Consider the following 21019-nt stretch of genomic DNA (forward strand, 5'->3'; position numbering starts at 1 on the left):
TATTCCCTTTCATGTGAGTACATGAATAGGGTAAAAAGCCAAGGTTAATTGAGGCAGTTTGTTTGGTTAACAAAAGGTGTACAAATCATTCATTTTTCAAATTGCGTCTGATTCGACCCAGTCGAGGGTCTTAGTGACAGCTTTCTGCCAGTCACGGTAGTACTTTTCCACTTGGGCAGATGGCATCGTCGGGTTCCAACGCCGATCTTCGTGCCAGTTTGCTCGAAGCTCTGCTAGCCCGGACCAGAAACCAACGGCCAATCCCGCAACGTAGGCAGCACCCAGGGCCGTGGTTTCGGTGACTACCGGGCGGACCACCGGAACGCCAAGAATGTCAGCCTGAAATTGCATCAGGGTTTCATTTGCCGTCATACCGCCGTCAACCTTTAGCTGGGTTAGCTTGACCCCAGCATCGGCATTGACGGCATCTAGAACATCGCGAGTTTGGTACGCGGCCGCTTCAAGTGCGGCCCGAGCAATGTGTCCACGATTGACGAATCTCGTCAGACCGACCAGCGCCCCGCGAGCATCCGAGCGCCAATAAGGCGCGAACAGGCCCGAGAATGCCGGAACAAAATAGGCACCGCCGTTATCAGGCACGGTTTTTGCTAGTTCCTCAACCTCAGCAGAAGAGGCAAAAAGACCAAGGTTGTCTCTGAGCCACTGGATCAGCGATCCGGTTACCGCGATTGAGCCCTCTAGAGCGTAGTGCGCTGGGGCATCACCCAACTTGAAGCCAACCGTGGTGAGCAGCCCATTCTTGCTCTGTACGATTTGCTCGCCGGTTTGAAACATCAAAAAGTTGCCGGTTCCGTAGGTGTTCTTTGACTCCCCTGCGTCAAAAGCTGCCTGCCCAAACGTTGCAGCCTGCTGATCGCCAAGAATGCCGGCGATCGGAACGCCGGCCAATTCCGATTCGCTAGCTACGGCACCGTAAATTTCTGATGAGCTCACAATGCGCGGAAGCATTGAGATCGGGATGCCGAATTCTTGGAGCAGGTCAGCGCGCCAACTCAAGGTTTGGAGATCCATCAACAGAGTGCGCGATGCGTTGGTAACGTCGGTCAGGTGCAGGCCGCCATCTAGGCCACCGGTTAGATTCCAAAGCAACCAACTGTCCATGGTTCCAAAACGCAGCTGGCCAGCGTCAGCCTTTTCTCTAGCGCCCGGTACATTTTCTAGAATCCAGATAATTTTGGTAGCCGAAAAATAGGTGGCTAGCGGTAATCCGAGGCTTGATTTGTATCGGTCTACCCCCGATTCGCCAGCTAGCCGATCGACGATGTCCTGGGTGCGGGTGTCTTGCCAAACAATAGCGTTGTAGATGGGCTCGCCAGTCGTGGCATCCCAGACCATTGCTGTCTCACGCTGATTCGTGATGCCGACCGCTGCGATATCCGCAGCACCAAGGCCCGCCTCGCGCAAAGCTCCAGAGATCACATATTGGGTGTTGGCCCAAATCTCATCTGGATTATGCTCCACCCAACCTGGTTGCGGAAAAATCTGCTCGTGCTCTTTTTGACTCGAAGCAACCTTTTCGCCGTCGTGATTGAAGATTATTGCCCTCGTGCTGGTGGTGCCTTGGTCTACAGCCAAAACAAAATTTCTCATGACAGGCTCCGCTGAGCCTTGGCTATTTCTGCCTGCGTGCGCGGCTCAGACCATCCAAGTAATTGCTGCATCTCAGTAGCAACCTCAGCAATTACCGCATCGGTGGCCTCACCGGTAAAAGCAAGGCTGGTTCGGCGCATCAAGATGTCGACTAGGCGCACGGCCATTTCTTTTTCAACGATGTACCGCAACTCACCGGTCGAAAGTTTGTCGGTGGACTTGAAGGGGGAGTCGCCAATAGCGCTCAAAAACTCGATTACCTCTGCCGCTCGCATGCCATAGCGCTCCAGCAAGAGCAACGCCCGGTCTTGGCCAACCAAGGTGGCGTGCTCGGCAAGCCATACATCACGGGCCTTGTCATTTTTAGGGAAATCCTTGGCTCCACCAATGGCCAAATTCTTGGTCGAAATTCGGCGATCAAGCCCGAGTGCAGCCAGTGCCTCCTTGGCCAGGTGCTCAGCCAGGGCCCTGAAAGTTGTCCATTTGCCGCCGACCAGACTCAATAATGGTGTCTCAGTGCCAGGCAGGACGCCCTCCACGATTCGGTAATCGCGTGAGACAAACCCCGGAGCAGTGTCTTCGTGGCGAGGTAGCGGGCGGACGCCCGAATACTTATAAACAATCTGGCTGCGATGAACCCGAATGTTCGGAAATACCTCACCAATTAAGCCAAAGAAATAGTCAATTTCTTCTTCGGTGCAAACGGCCGGTTCGTTGATGTCAGCCTCTAGATCACTGGTTCCAACCAGCACCCGACCCTTTAGCGGGTAAATCAAAACAATGCGGCCATCGGCATTTTCGAAGAACATCTCGCGGCCATCGCAAGCTGCCAGCAATTCTGGGTGGTCAAGCACGATGTGGGAGCCTTTGGTTCCGCCCATAAACTGCGAAGCCTCACCCAGCGCTTGGTTTGTCAGGTCCGTCCACGGACCCGAGGCGTTGATGACCAAATCGGCAGAAAACTCAAAACTAGTTCCGGTTTCACGGTCCTTGAGCACGACTCGATTGGCAGAGACACCAACCGCCTCAACGTAATTGGCAGCTCGGGCATGGGCACCCTCACCCAAGCCATCAAGCAAAACATCAAGGGCTAGGCGCTCAGGTTCGTGAACCGAAGCATCAAAGTAAGTAGCAGTGTATTTGACTGTTGGGTCTAGCGCGGGCAACTCTTGCAATGACTTTTTGCGACCGAGGAATCTATGCGGTGGGACGGTGCCACCGCCGCTTGAAAACGAGTCGTAAATGCTCAGCCCGAGCTTAATCAGGAGAGCACCGCGCTGGGTTGGTTTGCTCTGCTTGTGAGTCAAAAACCGCATCGGCGCTGCAAGAATGCCCGAAAATGTGGTGAAGATTGGAATCGTAGTCTGCAGTGGCTTGACATAGTGCGGTGCGATCTTGAGCAGTCCATTCCGCTCGGTTACCGACTCGCGAACCAGTCGGAACTCGCCATTTTCGAGGTACCGAATACCGCCGTGGATCATGTGCGAACTAGCTGCTGATGCCCCTGAGGCAAAGTCATTGCGCTCGACAAGGGCTACCTTGACGCCCTGCAAGCTGAGGTCTCTAAAGGTTGCCAAACCGTTGATGCCACCACCGATGATTAGCACTTGGGCGTGGTTGTCTGCCATCAGAGCGGAAACGTTTGGTCGCATAGTGCTATTCAACCCTAAAAACTTGAACCCAGACCGATTGCGGCTTGTTAGACTTGTAGACGTTGTCATTCGTGACGCACATGGGCCTCTAGCTCAGTTGGTTAGAGCAACGGACTTTTAATCCGTGGGTCGTCGGTTCGATCCCGACGGGGCCTACCAAACAAAAATGCACCTCCATTAAAGGGGGTGCATTTTCGTTTGGTGGTCGTCGACGAATGCGCCGACCGGTCGCCATTTCATTTAGTAATTAGGACGAAAGACTGCTGACCTCTAGTTGGCCAGGGTGAATAGCTGGGCCGCGATGTCAGCTGTCACATCGTTGCCCTTTGCTGGTACAGCCTCGGCGATTACAAATTTTGAGATCAAAATGTATCTTGAAGCCTGGCCAAGTGCCTCAACAAAATCAGAAATTTCCGCCTGCGTGCCGGAAACAGAAACTGACAGCTCCGAAACAAAGAATGAACCAGAAGGCAGCTTGGCTACAGCCTGATCGAATTCCGCAGTTGCTACCGACTGAGTCGGCGCGACGTACTGCTGAGGAGCAGAAACACTTAAATTCTGTACTGCCACCGAATTCTCGCTAGCTACGCCATCGAGTTCGGCCATTACTTCAACGATGTGAAGTTGATTGGGAACCAGAAGTCTTTGCTTGGTGACAGAAATTAGTAGGTTCACTTTGTCAGCGGCATTTTCCTTGAGAGTTTCCAAAAATTGCCGATGGTTCACATTTTCATCCCGCACTGTCTCGCTGGCGGAATCGAGGGATCGCACCTGCACAAGCGTTGGCATTATTCCCAGAAAAATAGTGGCCAAAACAACGACAACCATCAGGGCACCCGCACCAATAGTCCAAGAGTTTTTAGATTTCACGATCACCCTCCATTCACTTGGGAAGCCTGTGACAGAGCCTCAACCCCAAGGCTAATTGTCAGTGTGGCTTCAAACCCGTTGGATTTTTGATTCAGTTCCGTTACGAGCGCATTTGAATAGCCTGGCCACTGCCGGGCATCGAGCAAAAAGTACTCCATTCCCGCAAAAGTAGGAGTAAACATCGAAACCTTTGCGGTTACGATGATGGGCTTACCTGTAAGTGGCTCCACCACAGTCGGCGATTCAGTCGATGAAGGTGCCGAAAGATTAAGACTCAAGATTCTGCCACCGTCAGGCACGGCGTCATGTATGTGGCCGATTAAGTGAGACCAGTCGACGTGGGCTGCTTTCGCAACGGTGACGGCCGAATTCAGAAGACGGGACTCATCGATTAGCAGGACTATGTCGGAGTATTGAGCCTGCTCGGTAAGGATTTCAGTCGTCTCATCTCTGGCAGTGAAAAGGTTGGCTTCACTCGTAAATTTGAGCGACTGAACGCCTGCGTAGCCAAGCCCACAAGCCACTAGGACTAAGAGGCTAACCAGGGCCAGGCGATGACGGGCCTGCCTTGCCTCATGGAGCGCCTTGATTCTTGGAGGCAGAAAATTTGCTCGCGGTGTTTGACCGACACGAGGCATTCTGGAGAGCTTGTTTGCCATTAGTGACTGCCTCCGATCGCTAAACCAATTGCGAGGGCAAAACGACGAATTTTCTCGTCTGAAGCCCCGAGTTTTGACGATGTTTTAATCTGGTGGACATCGCCATCGATGATGACAGGCAGGTCCACGACTTTAGCTAGGGCATCAGCGAGGCCGGTCAATTTTGCGCCACCACCGGATAAAATCAACTGCCCGACTTTGCGGCCGCTTTCATCGTGCGATTGTTCGAAGTAGTCGAGTGTGTTTTTAATACCAGCAACAAAGTCGCCGATTACTCGTTCAATGCTCGTCAGGGCCTCGACTTCATCCTTATTCTTTGAATCAAATTTGACTTTGGTCTTCAAAGAGTGCGCTTCGGCCTCGGACAGTTTCAAATCAATCATGAGGGCGTGATCTACGTCGAGCCCACCAACCGGGATTACTCGGACAAATAAAGGAATGCCTCCCTTTGTGATAACCACATTTGTTGCCCCGGCACCGATATCGATTAGAGCTTGCAACTGGTTTTTGTCCTTGGGTATTTTGTGCACTCTCAGGAGGGCGAATGGTACAAAATCAACCGCAATCGGCCTCAACCTTGCTGCCATTAGGCAGTCCACTAACGAATCAACACTGGCACGTTCCGCCGCAACAGCCAACCCGCGAATAGCTGGCCCAGTCTCATCGTGCGTATCTTCGGCCGGATAGAAATCCAGAAATAATTGGTTTGGTTCCACTGGAAGAATGCCTTCCATCATGAAAGGCAAAGATTCACGAATTCTCTGCATACTCATCAATGGAACGGTCAATTCTCGTGCAAAGACATGGAGGCTGCCGGCAGCCACGACCACTTTGCGAGTCTTGAAGCCAGCCTGCTTCCACAAATCGACTAGCAACTTGGTCAAAGCAGCACGATCAACAACCTCGCCGGCTTCAATTACACCCTCGGGCAGCGAGATTTCTACCAGCTTTTCGACCTCGGCCTCGGCACTGGATGCGTGCCGCACTTGGGCAGCTCGTAAAGTTGCAAACCCTACGTCTATACCTACGACTCTATGTGCCACAATTTCATCCCCTTCGAATCAGCCTACGGCACTACTTAACTGAACGCGCAAAAACTCAAGGTAGGAATTCCAGAGTGCGCCCCCAAACCACAGACCCAAAACGGTACCGACAATCATCCAAGGACCGAATGGGATAGCCGTTTTACGCCCCGCTTTGCCGAGCCAAATGAGAACTAGACCAAAGATGCTTGCCAAGGCAAAGGGAAATAGTGCCCCAAGTATGGCCTCGCCCCAGCCGAACCAGGCGAGAATAAACCCCAGAGATCCTGAGAGCTTAAAGTCCCCCATGCCCATAGCACGCGGAAAGAAAAAGACCAACACGCCATACACGGCGAGAAAACTCAGACAGCCAACTGCCCCACGGATTAGTGAATCACTGTCACCTGAAATTAGGGATGCGGCTACAAGACTGGAAAGGCAAACCAGATAAATTGATGTGACTATTGCATCTGGCAACTCCATTGTCTTGACATCGATTGCAGCCAAGGCAATTCCTGCTGAACCAAACCAGAGCATTGCCACCAGAACAAGCACCCCCGCGGCAGCTTGTTCTTCTGAAAACCAAGCCCAGTCGCTAAAAGCCCAATAGGTGACACCACCAAAGTAGGCGGCCGTTACCATTTCTAATGTTGGGTACAGGGTGGAAATAGGTCCTCTACATGTCCTACAGCGACCACCGAGCAACACCCAGGAGAGAAGCGGTACGTTATCAAACCACCGAATTTTCGCTCGACAGCCTGGGCAATGACTACGTTCACGAACTAAATCTGATTGCCCCGAAACGGTTCGAGTAACCACTACCCCAAGAAAAGAACCAATTGCAAGTCCCAGCAAGGTTGCGATCGCAACCAACAGATTCGTCATTCGCCGCTGTCACTTCGGTTGCGTTGTGAAACTAAGGCCCCGAGCTTATAAGTGGCTGGGTAGATTGGCCCGCCGCCGATATTGGTCCCTGGCACACCGATGGGTATGTACTCGAGAACTCTAGTGCCACCGCCGCCAGACATGTCACCAGAGTAAAGCTGGCCCTGCCATTGGGTTCCGTTGTTGATTGCGATTGAGCATGAGGCGTAGACCATGGCAACAACGTGATCTGCAATTACCGAAGGTGTATTTACCTGAAAGTCACCTGCACGCCGAACGCATTGTGGGCCTTCTACAGTAGGCTGCGCATCAGGAATAACGAACCACATCCGATGCGTTGCACCGTCGGCTGACGAAATGTTCACGACATCGAAATTGAAATCATTTCCAATAAATGCAACATCTGTTTTTAGAGCCAGTTCTACATCACCGGCGACAGTGGCACAGCCACGTGCGTCGACAACGGTTGGTGCAGAAAGATTTTTCAACTGTTGATAAAACGGATACAGGACACCCGAAGGCGTTGTACTGCTCGAGTCCCCTAGTCTGCAACCGAGATTTGCAGGCCAATCAAGTTCGGTCTGGAACCCAGTAGCCTGCCAATCGGCAAAATCGTACTCAAAATCGATCCAGTCCGGAACCTCGGGAGCAGGTTTGGGCGTCGGCGCAACTATTCCAGCTGACTCAAATGAAATTGTTCCTGTGACCAACCCCTGAGCCAGCAATTCGCTTGCCGCAGCAGCGTTGCGCAACCGCCCGAACGATAGCGTCCCCCCAATATTTATGTTGCCCGTAACGCGGCCAGTATCCACAAAATTTAGGTTTCCCGGAGTAGTAATCGAACCGCCAACCGTGGAAGCCACAGAAACTGTTGAGCCTGCAGCAATTGTGCTACCCACGCTGCTGCCCTGAACGATGGTTACGGCCCCCGTTGCTTCAATACGACCAATGACCGCCCCGTGAATTGTCGCTGTGCCATTTGCATACAGACTTCCGCCTACGCGCACTGTGCTGTTTGAGAGGGTGACCCCGGCTCCTGAAGAAATTACGTCTCCATCGACACGCGATTGTGTAGTCATTGAGATGGAACCCGATGCTATTGCAGACCCTTTGACCCAACAACTATTCGTTAGCATCGCGCTGCCGGACGGCACTCGAAGGGTCCCCTCGATAACCGTTGGGCCAGTGCAGTCGAAGTCACCCGATCTGATAGCGATATCGCCCCCTTGACCCCCAGGTGAAAGCACCTCGTACGTGTCGAGTTGCCCACCACCAAACAAGTACATCGCGGCTCCTGCGGATGAGGGGCCCGGTCCGGCGCTGCCATAGGAAAAAATGGCCTCAAGAATTTTCGAGTCTCCCGAACCCCGACCAAGGATTCCCTTCGAGTCGGCCCACCCAGTAGAAATTATCCGCACGTACGTAGTTGTGCTCTGTGGGCAGCCACGCACCCAGTTTTCTCCGTCCGTTGACCGCCATACTGTGGCCCGGAAAGTTGGCGTCCCAGATTTTTCGTACGTTCCCGACACGGCTTCACAGCTACCCGACCTATTCAAGCCAGCCACTGCAACTGCGACTCCGCCCTCGGATGCCGCCTGAGATTGGATTTCTGCGCGCGCTATGGTAGAAAACGTGAATGCCGATGTAATGGCGGATGCAATCAGCGCGACAACTATTAACCCGACTGCCATCACACCCACAACGGCGAGAAGCGCAGAACCAGTTGATGCAGGTGCCCTTTTGGGCTTCTTGAAGGTGTTCAGAAACATGGCTCACTCTCCCAAGTGCCGGCAACAGCAGAGACTGTTTTACGAATACTCACTGGCGGTGTGCCCGCCAATTTTGAGTCAAAAAATAAACTCAAACGGGACCCGCTCAGACTAAAAATTCCACTCGTGTTTTTCGCGATAATGCCTTCGCCAAGAACTAACCATTGATCTCGCTCCTCAGCAGTTGGAACTGGAATCGCGGTGGAAGATCGATGAAAAAGTACTCGCCCATCGCCTTGGGACTCGAAATACCAAGCTAAACAAGTCCAAGAAATATTTGCCCCTGCTGTGGCACTCCTTGCAACAACGAACTGGTCGGCGGTGTTGACGCTGTCAAGCCGAACAGCGGTCGCATTTCGAATGCCAGTGTCAACGCTTTTTGCAATTAGCTGCGCTTGTTGCGAGGCACTTGAACCATTTACAACATTTCTTTGGACATTCAGCATCGTGGAGAGCATTCCCGCAAGCATGGTCAGCACAATCAGCGTTAAGGCTGAGTAGAGCAAGACCTCGATCAGGCCAACACCCTTAGTCGATGTAAATTTTGGACAAGCTTTGAGGAACCTCGATAAGCCGGTCATTTTAGTTTGCACTTTGAAGATAGATGAGCGTCGTTGCTCTAACGAGTTCCTGATTTCTATCCAAACGGCTTACCGAAACAGTCAAGGCAACAGTGCCTGGATAGAACGTAGGGCAGGCGGCTAACTCGTCGGCGACGTGCAGTGTTATTCCTCGAGAATCCGTTGTATCAGGAAATGTCGAGGCGAGGAAGGCCACCACGGAATCGCAGGTGGATCCGGCCTGACGAGCTGCATCCAGCCTCGATGAGAGGAGATGAGTTGCCATCGAGAGCACTGCATTATTCGTTGATTGCTGAATTCCGGCTAGAAGCGCTGGGACAAGAGCCAGTGAAAGGGTGGCCAAAACAAACATGGCCACAACAATTTCTACGAGACTGAAACCCTGGTTTGAGACCGTTGACTTTGACTTGACTTTTCTTAGCATCTTCAACCCCCGCCCCGAAAATTTTCAAGTAAGTACCTGTGTGGGGTGTCAGCTATGCAACACCCCACACAGGGAACATTGGTCAGGCTATGGACAAACCCCAGTAGCAACGCCACCGGTAGGCCCAACATGGAAATTGGCACCAGTCGCTGACAATGACTGGATGCAGAAGGTACCTGCCGGTGGAGTTTGATCGATGGTCACGGTAACACCATCCGACTGCACGAACCCGAAGGTTTCTAGATCAGTCGTCGACAATGTGAAGTTGCCAGAGTTAGACACAGAGTACGAAATCATTGCGACCTTGGCGTTGGCCAAGTCTGATTTTGCAGCTGAGTCCTTGGCCTGGTCCTGCTGACCCAGAAAGATTGGGATGGCGATGGCCGAAAGGATTCCGATAATCAAGACCACTACCAAAAGTTCAATGAGCGAGAAGCCCTTCTGGTTTTTGGTCTTGGTCTCAGTAAGGCCCCCAAGGCGTTTGATGAGTTTGTTGTTCATTTTGTACCTCCTATATTTTTGTGGTGCTATCCCCAAACATACTCTTGTCCAGGAAAATCTCGAGTGTCGTCTTTAAGAATTAACTCTTAATCGCTTGCCTCAACGAATCACGTTAAAAATCGTGAAGATTGGCAAGTACAAAGTCACGATCATGCCACCAATCACAATGCCAATAAATGCAATCATCAGCGGCTCGATAAGAGCAGTTAGCTGAGTTGTTGTGGCATGAATTTCTTGATCGTAAAAATCAGCAATCTTGCCTAGCATGACTTCGAGCGAACCGGCGTCTTCACCCACGGAAATCATTTGCGTGACCATTGGTGGGAACATTTTTTCACTTGCCATAGGCTGTGAAACCGTGGTGCCAAGGCGCACAGATTCTTGTACGCGAGCCAACGAGCCCTCAACTTGCCAATTGCCCGCAGTGCTAGCAACAACACCCAGTGCCTGCATGATTGGAACACCCGCGCCGATCATGCTTGAAAAATTCCTAGTAAATCTAGCAATGGCAATTTTCTTAAAGAGCGGCCCGAACACTGGAATTTTGAGTTTGATTGGATCGATGATTTTGCGGATCCATGGCTTATTTTTGTTTTTCCCCCACCATGCAAAAAATGCAAGACCAACGACCAGCAGGATGGGTGAACCCCAAGCCGCTATTGGCGACAAAGTAACCAGAACTTGGGTTGGCCAAGGAAGCACTCCACCGAGGTCTTTAAACATATTTTCAAAGACCGGCACGATAAAAATTAGCATCGCAATAACGCCAACAACTGCCATTAGAAGGACTGCCACAGGATAGGTCATCGACGAGCGAATTGATGCCCTGAGCCTGGCCTCAGATTCGAAGGTATCTGCGATTGAATTCAATGCTTTGTCAAGGAATCCACCAGTCTCGCCGGCTCGAACCAAACTAGTCATAATTTGCGGAAATATTTCCTGGTGCCGCTCTAGGGCCATGGATAGGGTCATTCCCGATTGAACATCAACACGAACATCGACCAGGGCTCTGGCCAGGCGAGGTTTCTCAGTTTGTGAAGCCAAAATTGAAAGCGCCTTCGTTAACGGTAGACCCGACGACACCATCGTCGACAACTGCCGAGTCGCAACGGCAAGGTCTTTTGGTGAAACCGTCCGATTTAGTTCGGGTAGACGGAACGGATTTCTAACCTCGGTCAAAACGCTGGCTTCGGTGATTTCAACCGGAGTCAAACCCTCAGATCGCAAGAGGTCAAGCACCGTGAGACGAGCATCAGCATCGATTCGGCCATTAACCAACTGCCCTTTATCGTTCCTCGCCTTGTAGGAGAAACTAGTAGTCCTTGCCATCTGCCGCTCCTACCTAGGTTTTTTTCCGTGGGGATTCATCTTCGAGTCCGCCTCTACTGCCAAGAACCCATGACCACGGCCAATTAGCTTCATCAAGGCTTCACGATCATGTGCCACGTCATACGCCGCCTGCAAGGAAATCAGTCTGGACTGCACTCGGTTCGCTAAGTCTTGATCAAGACCCTGCATACCTTCATCCTTGCCGGCCATCATGGTGGTAGGTATTTGGAAAGCTTTGTTTTCTCGAATCATGTTGGCAATAGCTGGATTGACGACAAGAATTTCAGAAGCGGCCACCCTACCCTTACCGCTGATGTGAGGTACCAGGACCTGGCTGACAATGCCCCGCAGTGTTAGGGCAAGTTGAATTCGTATCTGAGCTTGCTGATCCGCAGGAAACACGTCGACAATACGATTGATTGTCTGTGCGGCATCCTGAGTATGAAGGGTGGCGAACACTAGGTGCCCGGTTTCAGCCGCAGTCAAAGCGGCTGAGATAGTCTCGTAGTCTCTCAGTTCACCAATCAAAATCACGTCCGGGTCTTGCCGAAGCACGTGTCGGAGAGCATCCGCAAAACTATGGGTGTCTGAGCCAACTTCGCGTTGGTTCACCATGGCTTTGTCGCTGGAATGAACAAACTCAATGGGGTCTTCGACCGTCATAATGTGCACCGCACGAGAATGATTGATCCGATCAATCATTGCGGCTAGGGTGGTGGACTTTCCGGACCCAGTCGGCCCGGTAACCAAAACCAAACCACGAGGTAGCTCGGTAAAACTTGCCAAGACTTCCGGTACACCCAGCGCTTCTAGGCTCAAAATTTTCTCAGGAATTACACGGATGGCAGCGCCCATGCAGTTCTGCTGGAGGTACAGATTTATCCTGAACCTGATTGCGTTATTGAGCTTGAATGAAAAATCTAACTCCAGATCAGCTTCAAATCGATTGCGTTGCTCCTCGTTGAGAAGGCTCATTAAGTAGGCTTCAACATCCGCTTTGGACCAAACGCCTGCACCCGGCAGATTCATTAGCGCACCGTCAACGCGAATCTTCGGAACAGCATCACAAATTACATGCAAATCGGATGCTCGAAGATTCGGGAGGCTTTCAAGCACACTGAGGATGGCAAGCTCCGGTGCGCTGGTGCGATGTAGATTACTCATAATTAGGCCACCACCCTTAGCACTTCTTCGATGCTGGTTAAACCTTCGGCGACCTTGGCAAATCCGTCATCGCGCAGGGTTGACATTCCTTCGCTAATTGCAAGAGCCTCAATTTCCGAACTTGAAGCACGGTCGAGAATAAGGCGTTCTATACCTTCGGTAATGGGCATGACTTCATGAATAGCCAGGCGGCCTCGGTACCCAGTTTTTGAGCACCGGTTGCATCCTCCTGGCCCAAAGAAGGTTGCATCTTTATGCTTGGGGCTATCCAAGAAACCTGCAGCTTTTAGATGTGACTGCTTCGGCTCAAATTCAATTTTGCATTCACCGCAAAGCCGCCTAGCGAGCCTCTGCGCCATTACACAGTCAAGTGCCGAAGCAACGAGAAAAGGCTCGACACCCAATTCGATAAGCCGAGTAACGGCGCTAGGGGCGTCATTGGTGTGAAGTGTGGAAAGCACTAGGTGACCGGTTAGGGCTGACTCAACGGCTATCTGCGCGGTTTCGCGGTCTCTAATCTCACCCACCATCACGATGTTTGGGTCAGCGCGCAGGATGGAGCGAAGTGCATTCGCGAAGGTTAGACCTGCCCGCTGGTTTACCTGCATTTGATTGATACCGAGCATTCGATACTCAATCGGATCTTCAATTGTGATGACATTAACCTCGGGGCCAGAAACGACACCCAGGCTGGCGTATAAAGTGGTCGTCTTTCCGGAGCCGGTTGGTCCAGTAACCAGAGTCATACCCCAAGGTTTTTCGACAGCACTCCGATAGGCCTCTAGGTTCTCGGGCCTCAACCCAAGCTCCTCGAAAGTCATGTTGGTGGTGCGGCTGTCCAAAATTCGGAGGACTATCTTCTCGCCCCAAACTGTTGGAAGGCTTGCAACGCGAAGATCACGGGTCTCTGAACCAGACGTAAAGGTCATGCGCCCATCTTGGGGAATTCGTCGTTCCGAGATATCCATGTCACTCATAACTTTGATTCGTGACAGAATCTCAGCCTGAATACTTTTTGGTTGCCGCTGGGACTCATGTAAGACTCCATCAATCCGGAACCGGATCCTGAGATCATGCTCTCCCGGCTCCAAATGGATATCTGAGGCGCGATCTTGGATTGCCTGAGCAATGAGCAGGTTCACGAAACGAACAATTGGGGCATTTTTTTCAGAATCATCATCAATTATCTTGATTGCTTGCTTGGCATGCCCCTGTTGAATTTCGCTACTTAGACTCGTCAGCTCTTCGTCAGATCTTAGGAATGTGTTGATCGCAGTTAGTATCTCCTCGCGGGAAGCTACTACCGGCTCAATAATCATTTTTGTGGCCGCACGCACATCATCGATTGCGACGACATTGGTCGGGTCGGACACGGCAAGGGTTAGAATGTTGCCCTGTTGTTCCAGCGGTAGCAAAGTGTGTCGTCTGCAAAGTTCTGCCGGGATCAGGGCGATAGTAGTGGCGTTGACTGGGTAATCCTTTACGCTCACAAACTTAGTGTTACTCCTAGCTGCTGCGGCCTCTGCCATATCGCGGCTAGTAATTAGACCTTTTTTTAGAAGGAGATTCGCCAACTCCTCGTCAGAGTCAGCAATTCCCTGAAATTCCTCGATTTGCTCGCGAGAAATTAATTTTTTAGTGACAAAAATGTCGATTAGTGACCGATACATTCTCTACTCTTCCCCGTTCACTGTTGCCTGCGCCATGGCGCCCGCCTGAACACCCCAAGAGGCAAGAATTGTGCGATAGGTTCCGTCATTAATCGAAGCTTGTGTGGCCAGCTGCAGAGCCTTTGCCAACGAGCTACCTTTCGCAACTGGAAAACTGTAATCGAAAAGGTCATACGGCTCTTCAATAGCCTTTAGCTTGCTCCCAGATTGCTTAACCGCGTATAACGTAACCGGCGAATCGGCAACAAATGCATCCACGCGACCAATCAACAACGCCTCTGAGGCATCCTGCTGGTTGTCATAGCTCAAGACCTTCAGCTCGGCGCGACCCTGGTCAAGGCACTGTTGGCTCCGAGCAGGTAATTCCTCTTGCTCCTGAAAAATTCCGGACTGAACTGCGATTCTCAAACCACAGGCATTCCTCGGATCAATTTGCTGTTGACCAGACTTTTGAGCCCAAAGGCTGCCCGCGGAATAATAATTGACCATGTCGACTAACATCCTGCGTTCCGGGGTATCAAACATTGAAGAAACAGCTGTGTCTACACGGTTGGCCTCGACGGCCGGAATGATTGAATCAAACCTGTAGTTCTGAAATCGAACGCTGACGCCTAGTTTGTTTGCGATTTGCTCGACGAGTTCGACTTCCCAACCTGAAAAAGATCCGTCGATGGCCTTGAATTCGTTTGGCGGATACGTCGCATCGATTGCGACTCTAATCAACCCTGAGTTTCTAATGCTGGCGGGCAGTGCCGCGCGCGCCTCTGCATCGACTAGCGGGTGCGAGCTTTGCGAAGGACTCGGTGAGGGCTGACCAGAGTTTGAGGTGCATGAGGCCAGGCCCAGCCCAATGCATGCCAGAGTTGCGACAAACAGCAATCTTCGTTTCATTCGCTCACGTCCCCTTGCGCAATCAAACCACTAGCAAAATCTCCTAGTGATTCTTAAACCTAGCGCCTCGCGCGAAAAAGTTTGCATTCAAAATATCTAGGCGATCTTTTCGGGAAGATCAATCGACTGATTTACAAGCCACAAACCAGGTCAGGGCAGCGGCAATCGCAAGACCCAGGAAGACCGCCAACCAATCAACCCGATTGTTTAAGCCTTCGGCCAAAACCACCTGAACTCTGGGCATCGAATCCGATAGCCACAGAATGAGGAGTGTTTGCAGCGAGAAATAACCGAAGATTCCCACCATTAGCCACGCAGATGCAGTTCTTTTGAGCAGAGACAGCGTCCATTCCAGAAACAAACTCGCGACCGCCACAATGGCTACAAAAAACCCAATGTCAATAAAGAAATATGGGTGCAGAGAGTGTGACTGTGCAATCAGCACCTTTTCAATAGTTAGTGCGATAGTTCCAAAAACCAAAACAATCGTGACCGACCAAGGCGACCGAGGGAAGGCGCCTTGCGTCCAAGGGTTAATCATTGCCCAACAGTAGCAAGACGTGGGGTTCAAAGTACGGTGCGAGTGTGCGAGCAAATGTACCGGTTAGATGGTTCTCCCCGCGGTAAACCACCGCGTTTCCGATAACCGGAAGGCACTTGGTTTCAGTGCAATAAACATCATCGAAGTTCACCAAAACCACACGCTCTGAATCAATGCGGTTTACGGCACCTATTTGAGCATCGAAATCAAACGCGTCCTCACGACTGATGGAACAATCTGCATTTGGATTGTTTGCGAGGCAACCCAGGACGTCATCGATGTGCTTTGGGCTGTCCTTAATGGCCAAAACGGGAATGCCCGCTGCCGTCAGTTGCCGCCACAATTTGGCTGTACCGGTGATTGCGTAGTTTTGCTCATCAGCACCGGCCGGCTCAGCCCAGTCAACGCCGCTCCACTGCGATGTAACCAACAACGAGAATTTTCGGTCAATCAATTCCGCTTTCACGTTTGCTACCCACTTGGCGCACGCGGAGGTTAGAACTTGATCTTGAACGCGCTGCGCCAAGGTAAACGGGCAACCGCCTTTGGTGTAAACCGTAAGGCTCCAGTTGCGAGATTTGGCGAGGCGCTGGAAGGCACCGGCGTAGTGATTGGCATGCGAGTCACCCACCAACGCAATAGAGACATCACTGGTGCCGACAACCAATTCACACGCGCCAGGCTGCGAGTCACCGCGACTCAAACTGCCGCAAGCTTTGGTGGCAGCACTGGTGTCTGAAGGCGCCGAAATTACCGATGGATAAAGCCGGTTTAACTCCGGATTAGAGCAAGGATTCTGCCCAGGCGCGCGAGCTGCGGCACCAAAGCAAGCCTCTGCTTCGACGGCCGTTGACACCAAAACATCATTGGCAATCACACGCTCAGCCTGAGCGGCGGCTGCCCCAGATACGGCCACCAAGGCGGCCGTTGCCAGAGCCAATGCGCTAAAGGTTTTTCTGCGATTGCTGCGCCCGAAAACACCACCTACTAAGAATGGTTTCTCGATGAATTTGGATGTGAAGGCGGCCAGCAAGAGTGTCATGCCGAGGACAATCAATTTTGAAGTCATCGAAGCGTCTAGGCCCAAGACAAATGGGGCCAGGATGAGTATTGGCCAATGCCAGAGGTAAATGGAATAGGAGCGATCGCCCACCCATTGAATTGGAGCTAGGCCGGCTACCCTTGCCAGCCATCCGTCGTTGACATTGGCCCAAATGACTAGAGCTGTTCCGAGAACCGGGATAAGCGCCCATGAACCTGGAAATGGCAGGCTTGAGTCAAAAAATACTCCGGCACCAGCAACGGCAAGCAGCCCGGTAACCGCCATTGTTTGGGCAACTTTTTGTTTGGTCACAACCGGCGCAAATGCCAGCAGCGCACCGACACCAAACTCCCAAGCTCTCACCGGGGTCGAGAAGTATGCAATTGCCGGTTCTGAATGGGTTTGAATAACTCCGTAAACAAAGGAGGCAACCGTTAGCAGCAACAGTGCAGCGAATATCGAACGCCTTCTGAAGCGCTTTGAGAATTTACCGACCACAAAGAGTGTGCCGGCAATAATCAGTGGCCAGGCTAGGTAAAACTGCTCTTCTACCGAAAGCGACCAAAAATGCTGGGTTGGTGACGAGGCATTACCAAGCGCCAGGTAGTCGACTGAGTCGGCCGCCAGAATCCAGTTTTCAAAGTAGAGCGCCGATGCCTGAATCTCTTCGAGCCACTGACCCCACAGGGACATCGGTGTTGAAAAATAGACCGCAATACCGGTAACTAAAAGCACAAAGAATGAGGCCGGCAATAGGCGGCGAACCCGTTTTGCCCAGAATTTAGTGATTGAAAACTTTGATTTAGCAACATCGCGCAAAATGTGCGAAGTGATCAGGTAGCCAGAAATCACAAAGAAAACGTCAACGCCGATAAAGCCGCCGGTGAGCCGTTGGGGCCAAAGGTGGTAAAGCACCACCAAGCCCACAGCGATCGTCCTCAGCGCCTGAATGTCGATGCGTATTACCGGAGGTCGACCAATCGATTGCGTTGGCAAAATGCTCCCTGTTGCGAAGTTTTGTTCAGGCCATCAGGCCACAAAGTTAATCAGATTTTTTGTTTGCAGCTTTGGTCTGCTTGTCTAGGCGCTTTTCTTTCAAGCTCTTAGCGGCAACTTTTTTAACGTTCTTTTGCTGCGATTTTTCTGCCATTTTGGACTCCGTTCGGAAGCCCGATTGACCTCTAGTTCAGACTAGTTGAGTTTGCCGCTTAATCTAGCTCTTCTCAGCCTTTGCCCAGATTTTGATACCGAGGATGATCAGCAGCAAGCCAAGTGCCAGCGACAACATGATGTGCCCCAGGCCGGCGATTCCGGCTATGGCACCCGACTCGACCTCAGTACCCAGCACGGACTGAATTCCACGGAGAACCATGATCGAAGTACTCAAAACCAAACCCGCGTTGTAAAGCCAAAAGAAAGTCTTGAAGCGCCAGTCATCAGAGAGTTTGAAGGCATTGTCAAGCAACAGCACAATCAAAAAGACTAAGAAACCGAGGGTAAGTAGGTGGGTGTGAACCACGCTCAGTTGGGTGTACTGACCTGCCTCAAACTCATTCAGTTTGGTGAATTCTCGGTAAAAGACACCCGAAGATAGCCCCAAAACAAGATAAATTGCCGAAGCAATAAAAGATTTCTTCAATTCAAACTCCTCGCTCCAATCCTGCCACGGAAATCTTTTGTGAACCCCGCCGGTTGGCATGCACAGGAGGCCTAAATGAGTGAACTACAAGGGCGACAAATATTGGTGGTTGGTGCCAGTGGCGCCTTTGGAAACGAATTTTGTACTCAGTTAGAGGCATCAGGCGCGAAAGTGATCGGGACGGCTCGGAACGCAGATTCGGCCGCCAGACTTCAGCCCCAACTTGCACAACGTTTGTTGTTGAATCTTGAGGAACCTGAATCGATTCAGACCCTCACCAACTACCTGAATGCCAGCCAGACCAGCATCGATGGAATTGTCTTCGCGTCTGGATTAGTGGCTTTTGGCTCGGTAACCGAAACACCTCCGGCCGTTTTGCAACGCCTGATGCAAGTTAACGCTCTGGGGCAAATTGATTTGGTTCAGCAAATGATCCCGGCACTGGTCCAGGCAGCGACAGCAAGCCGAGCCCCATTTGTGGTTTCCATCAGCGGCGTAATTGCAGAGCGGCCCATGGCCGGGCTTTCGGCTTACTCAGCCAGCAAGGCCGCACTACACGCCTACGCCACCGCCGCCCAGCGTGAGTACCAAAAGCTTGGAATCAGGTGGCTTGATGCTCGTCCGGGGCACACCGAATCGGGGTTAGCGAATCGGGCTATTGCCGGAACCGCCCCTAACTTTGGGGTCGGCATGGCCGTAGATCTGGTGATTGGGCGCATAATCAAAGCAGTGCTCGATGACGAGAAGGACCTGCCAAGTGGAAGCTTCTAACCAAGACCTGCCATTACTGCGCTCCGCAGATGGAAAGCCCGCCCTGTGCTTGGTGACCGGGGCAACCGGCTACATTGGCGGTCGATTGATTGTTGAGCTCTTAAAACACGGATACCGCGTGCGGATTTTGGCGCGAAACCCAGAGCGGTTGAAGTACCACCCTTGGATTGATCAGGTCGAAGTTGCAGAGGGAGACGCTCAGGATCGAGCTGCCCTCGACCGTGCGCTTGCAGGCGTTGATGTTGCCTACTACTTGCTACACGCACTGATGTCCAAGGACAATTTTGAGTCTCAAGAACGGACGATGGCCGAAAGCTTCGGAGAAGTGGCTAAAGAATGCAACGTGAGGCGCATCGTTTACCTCGGCGGAATCATTGCACCAAATGAAGTTATGTCACCGCACCTTCAGGCCAGGGCTGATACCGGTGAGATTCTTCGAGCCTCGGGGGTATCAACAATCGAACTTCGTGCCGGCGTTGTGATCGGCTCTGGCTCGGCCTCTTTCGAAATGCTGCGCTATCTGACCGAACGTCTGCCAATCATGACCGTACCCAAGTGGGTCAACGTTCGAATCCAGCCGATTGCCGTTAGAGACGTATTGCGTTACCTCGTAGGCGCCGCGACAATCAACCCAACTATTAGTGGGGCATTCGACATCGGTGGCCCACAGGTCTTCACGTATAAAGAAATGATGCAGCAGTATGCCGAGGCTGCTGGGCTTCGCCGAAGAATCATCATCCCTGTTCCAGTTCTGACACCAAGGCTTTCATCGGGGTGGGTTGGCCTTGTGACGCCGGTGCCCTACACCTTAGCCAAACGCCTAGTAGCCAGCCTCAAGAATGAAGTGGTAGCTGCCGATGACAGCATTCGCGGGCTAGTGCCAGACCCACCCGGCGGCCTAACGCCATTCAAACGAGCGGTGCAATTGGCGCTTACCAAAATCAAGGATGCCCGCGTAGAGACCAGGTGGAGTGATGCATCGATTCCGGGAACACCATCTGAACCACTTCCTACCGACCCAAGCTGGGCCGGCGGAACCCTCTACAAAGATGTCCGGACGGTTCACTCACCTGACTCGGTCGAGGACGTTTGGAAGCGAGTTGAGGCCATCGGCGGAGACAACGGGTACTCGATAGCAACCTGGGCCTGGCAACTTCGAGGTTTTATTGACCGCATGTTTGGCGGGGTTGGTCTGAGACGCGGAAGGCGCGACCCGAACACCCTTCAGGTCGGCGATGCTTTGGACTTTTGGCGGGTCGAAGAGATTATCAAGCCAAAGCTGCTGCGTTTGCGTGCCGAAATGAAAATGCCAGGACTTGCCTGGCTGGAATTTGGCATCGAAGAAGACCCGGAGACCGGTGGATCAATTTTGACTCAGGTGGCTATCTACGCTCCGAAGGGGCTGCTCGGTCACGCCTATTGGTGGGCGGTTTGGCCGATGCACGGATTTGTGTTCCCGTCTATGGCCAGAACAGCCGCCCTAGCAAAAAAGAGCTCCTCGAAGCGTTAGTGGATTACTGCGTCAACCTGATCACTAACCGATTGGGCCATGTCCAACTGGATTCCAGTTTCGTCGGACTCAAGTGGCTCAAGGTCTAGTAGTTGTGAGTCAAGCAGCCTGACCGGCATGAAGTGACCAGTGCGCTTAGACAGGCGCTCTAAAAGCGCGATTCGCGAGCCATGCGGGTGTACAAAAAACGCTTCTGGCGCGATTGACCTGATTTGATCTCGATACTTGCGCTTTAGCGCAGAGCAGGCGATCACTAGATTCTCATTTGCGCCCGCAGCCTGGGCCAGTTTTTGACCTACGGCTTCAAGCCATGGCAATCGGTCCTCATCAGTCAGCGGTTCACCGGCTGTCATTTTGGCTACATTACCCAAAGGGTGCAGGTCATCCCCATCGATAAAGTCACCACCAATAGCCTCAGCCAGCGCCTTGCCAAGTGTTGACTTTCCGCAACCCGAGACGCCCATAACGACGATCTGATCGGCCATCGA

20 protein-coding genes and 1 tRNA gene are annotated in these 21019 nt (G+C 52.1%); 3 read left to right on the forward strand and 18 right to left on the reverse strand.

Annotated elements, in window-relative coordinates; translation table 11 throughout:
- Positions 1–96: 96 nt before the first annotated feature.
- Positions 97–1611 (reverse strand): glycerol kinase GlpK, encoded by a 1515-nt coding sequence (glpK, locus tag FFA38_RS05255; RefSeq protein WP_138315758.1) that lies wholly within the window; start codon positions 1609–1611, stop codon positions 97–99.
- The gene (locus FFA38_RS05260; protein WP_138315759.1) at positions 1608–3263 is read right to left on the reverse strand and encodes a glycerol-3-phosphate dehydrogenase/oxidase; all 1656 of its coding nucleotides are present in this window, start codon (positions 3261–3263) and stop codon (positions 1608–1610) included. The genes glpK and FFA38_RS05260 overlap by 4 nt, the downstream gene beginning before the upstream one ends.
- Before the next feature lie 82 nt (positions 3264–3345).
- Between FFA38_RS05260 and FFA38_RS05265 the strand changes: the two genes are divergently transcribed.
- Positions 3346–3422, forward strand: a tRNA-Lys gene (locus tag FFA38_RS05265).
- 111 nt (positions 3423–3533) lie between these two features.
- On the opposite strand, the gene FFA38_RS05270 is transcribed toward FFA38_RS05265, so the two are convergent.
- The 15 genes from FFA38_RS05270 to FFA38_RS05340 form a co-directional block, all read right to left on the reverse strand.
- Complete coding sequence (locus FFA38_RS05270; RefSeq protein ID WP_138315760.1) at positions 3534–4133, reverse strand: hypothetical protein; 600 nt, start codon at positions 4131–4133, stop codon at positions 3534–3536.
- Positions 4134–4135: 2 nt separating this feature from the next.
- The gene (locus FFA38_RS05275) at positions 4136–4792 is read right to left on the reverse strand and encodes a hypothetical protein (protein WP_138315761.1); all 657 of its coding nucleotides are present in this window, start codon (positions 4790–4792) and stop codon (positions 4136–4138) included.
- Positions 4792–5835, reverse strand: coding sequence for a type IV pilus assembly protein PilM (gene pilM / locus FFA38_RS05280; RefSeq protein WP_172956013.1), 1044 nt, complete (start codon positions 5833–5835; stop codon positions 4792–4794). Before pilM ends, FFA38_RS05275 begins: the two co-directional genes overlap by 1 nt.
- Before the next feature lie 18 nt (positions 5836–5853).
- Positions 5854–6699, reverse strand: coding sequence for a prepilin peptidase (locus FFA38_RS05285; RefSeq protein ID WP_138315763.1), 846 nt, complete (start codon positions 6697–6699; stop codon positions 5854–5856).
- A complete protein-coding gene (locus tag FFA38_RS06900) occupies positions 6696–7778 on the reverse strand; it encodes a bactofilin family protein (RefSeq protein WP_172956014.1) in 1083 nt (360 codons plus the stop codon). The genes FFA38_RS05285 and FFA38_RS06900 overlap by 4 nt, the downstream gene beginning before the upstream one ends.
- Positions 7779–8458: 680 nt before the next feature.
- Entirely contained in the window at positions 8459–9049 is a 591-nt protein-coding gene (locus FFA38_RS05295) for a hypothetical protein (RefSeq protein ID WP_138315765.1), read from the reverse strand.
- A 1-nt stretch (position 9050) separates the two neighbouring features.
- The gene (locus tag FFA38_RS05300) at positions 9051–9473 is read right to left on the reverse strand and encodes a type IV pilus modification PilV family protein (RefSeq protein WP_253786227.1); all 423 of its coding nucleotides are present in this window, start codon (positions 9471–9473) and stop codon (positions 9051–9053) included.
- A gap of 87 nt (positions 9474–9560) precedes the next feature.
- A complete protein-coding gene (locus FFA38_RS05305) occupies positions 9561–9974 on the reverse strand; it encodes a type IV pilin protein (RefSeq protein WP_138315767.1) in 414 nt (137 codons plus the stop codon).
- A 99-nt stretch (positions 9975–10073) separates the two neighbouring features.
- On the reverse strand, positions 10074–11303 hold the full coding sequence (locus FFA38_RS05310) for a type II secretion system F family protein (RefSeq protein WP_138315768.1): 1230 nt from the start codon (positions 11301–11303) through the stop codon (positions 10074–10076).
- Between the two features lie 9 nt (positions 11304–11312).
- Positions 11313–12467, reverse strand: a complete 1155-nt coding sequence (locus FFA38_RS05315; protein ID WP_138315769.1) for a type IV pilus twitching motility protein PilT — start codon at positions 12465–12467, stop codon at positions 11313–11315.
- Between the two features lie 2 nt (positions 12468–12469).
- Positions 12470–14137, reverse strand: a complete 1668-nt coding sequence (locus FFA38_RS05320) for a GspE/PulE family protein (RefSeq protein ID WP_138315770.1) — start codon at positions 14135–14137, stop codon at positions 12470–12472.
- Positions 14138–14140: 3 nt separating this feature from the next.
- Entirely contained in the window at positions 14141–15028 is an 888-nt protein-coding gene (locus tag FFA38_RS05325) for an ABC transporter substrate-binding protein (RefSeq protein WP_138315771.1), read from the reverse strand.
- A 118-nt stretch (positions 15029–15146) separates the two neighbouring features.
- On the reverse strand, positions 15147–15569 hold the full coding sequence (locus FFA38_RS05330) for a hypothetical protein (RefSeq protein ID WP_138315772.1): 423 nt from the start codon (positions 15567–15569) through the stop codon (positions 15147–15149).
- Complete coding sequence (locus FFA38_RS05335; RefSeq protein ID WP_172956015.1) at positions 15562–17607, reverse strand: acyltransferase family protein; 2046 nt, start codon at positions 17605–17607, stop codon at positions 15562–15564. Before FFA38_RS05335 ends, FFA38_RS05330 begins: the two co-directional genes overlap by 8 nt.
- 217 nt (positions 17608–17824) lie before the next feature.
- Complete coding sequence (locus tag FFA38_RS05340; protein ID WP_138315774.1) at positions 17825–18250, reverse strand: DUF2871 domain-containing protein; 426 nt, start codon at positions 18248–18250, stop codon at positions 17825–17827.
- Between the two features lie 75 nt (positions 18251–18325).
- Here FFA38_RS05340 and FFA38_RS05345 point away from each other — a divergent pair, with 75 nt between their 5' ends.
- Both FFA38_RS05345 and FFA38_RS05350 read left to right on the forward strand, forming a co-directional pair.
- Positions 18326–19021 carry an SDR family NAD(P)-dependent oxidoreductase gene (locus tag FFA38_RS05345; protein WP_138315775.1) on the forward strand — a complete coding sequence of 232 codons (696 nt, stop codon included), beginning with the start codon at positions 18326–18328 and terminating at the stop codon, positions 19019–19021.
- Positions 19008–20531: an SDR family oxidoreductase gene (locus FFA38_RS05350; protein ID WP_253786138.1), complete on the forward strand. Its 1524-nt coding sequence runs from the start codon at positions 19008–19010 to the stop codon at positions 20529–20531. The genes FFA38_RS05345 and FFA38_RS05350 overlap by 14 nt, the downstream gene beginning before the upstream one ends.
- Here the strand turns inward: FFA38_RS05350 and FFA38_RS05355 are convergent.
- A complete protein-coding gene (locus FFA38_RS05355; RefSeq protein WP_253786140.1) occupies positions 20528–21016 on the reverse strand; it encodes a gluconokinase in 489 nt (162 codons plus the stop codon). The genes FFA38_RS05350 and FFA38_RS05355 overlap by 4 nt on opposite strands.
- Positions 21017–21019: the final 3 nt, after the last annotated feature.

Source organism: Rhodoluna limnophila, assembly GCF_005845365.1.
GTDB classification, from domain to species: Bacteria; Actinomycetota; Actinomycetes; order Actinomycetales; family Microbacteriaceae; genus Rhodoluna; species Rhodoluna limnophila.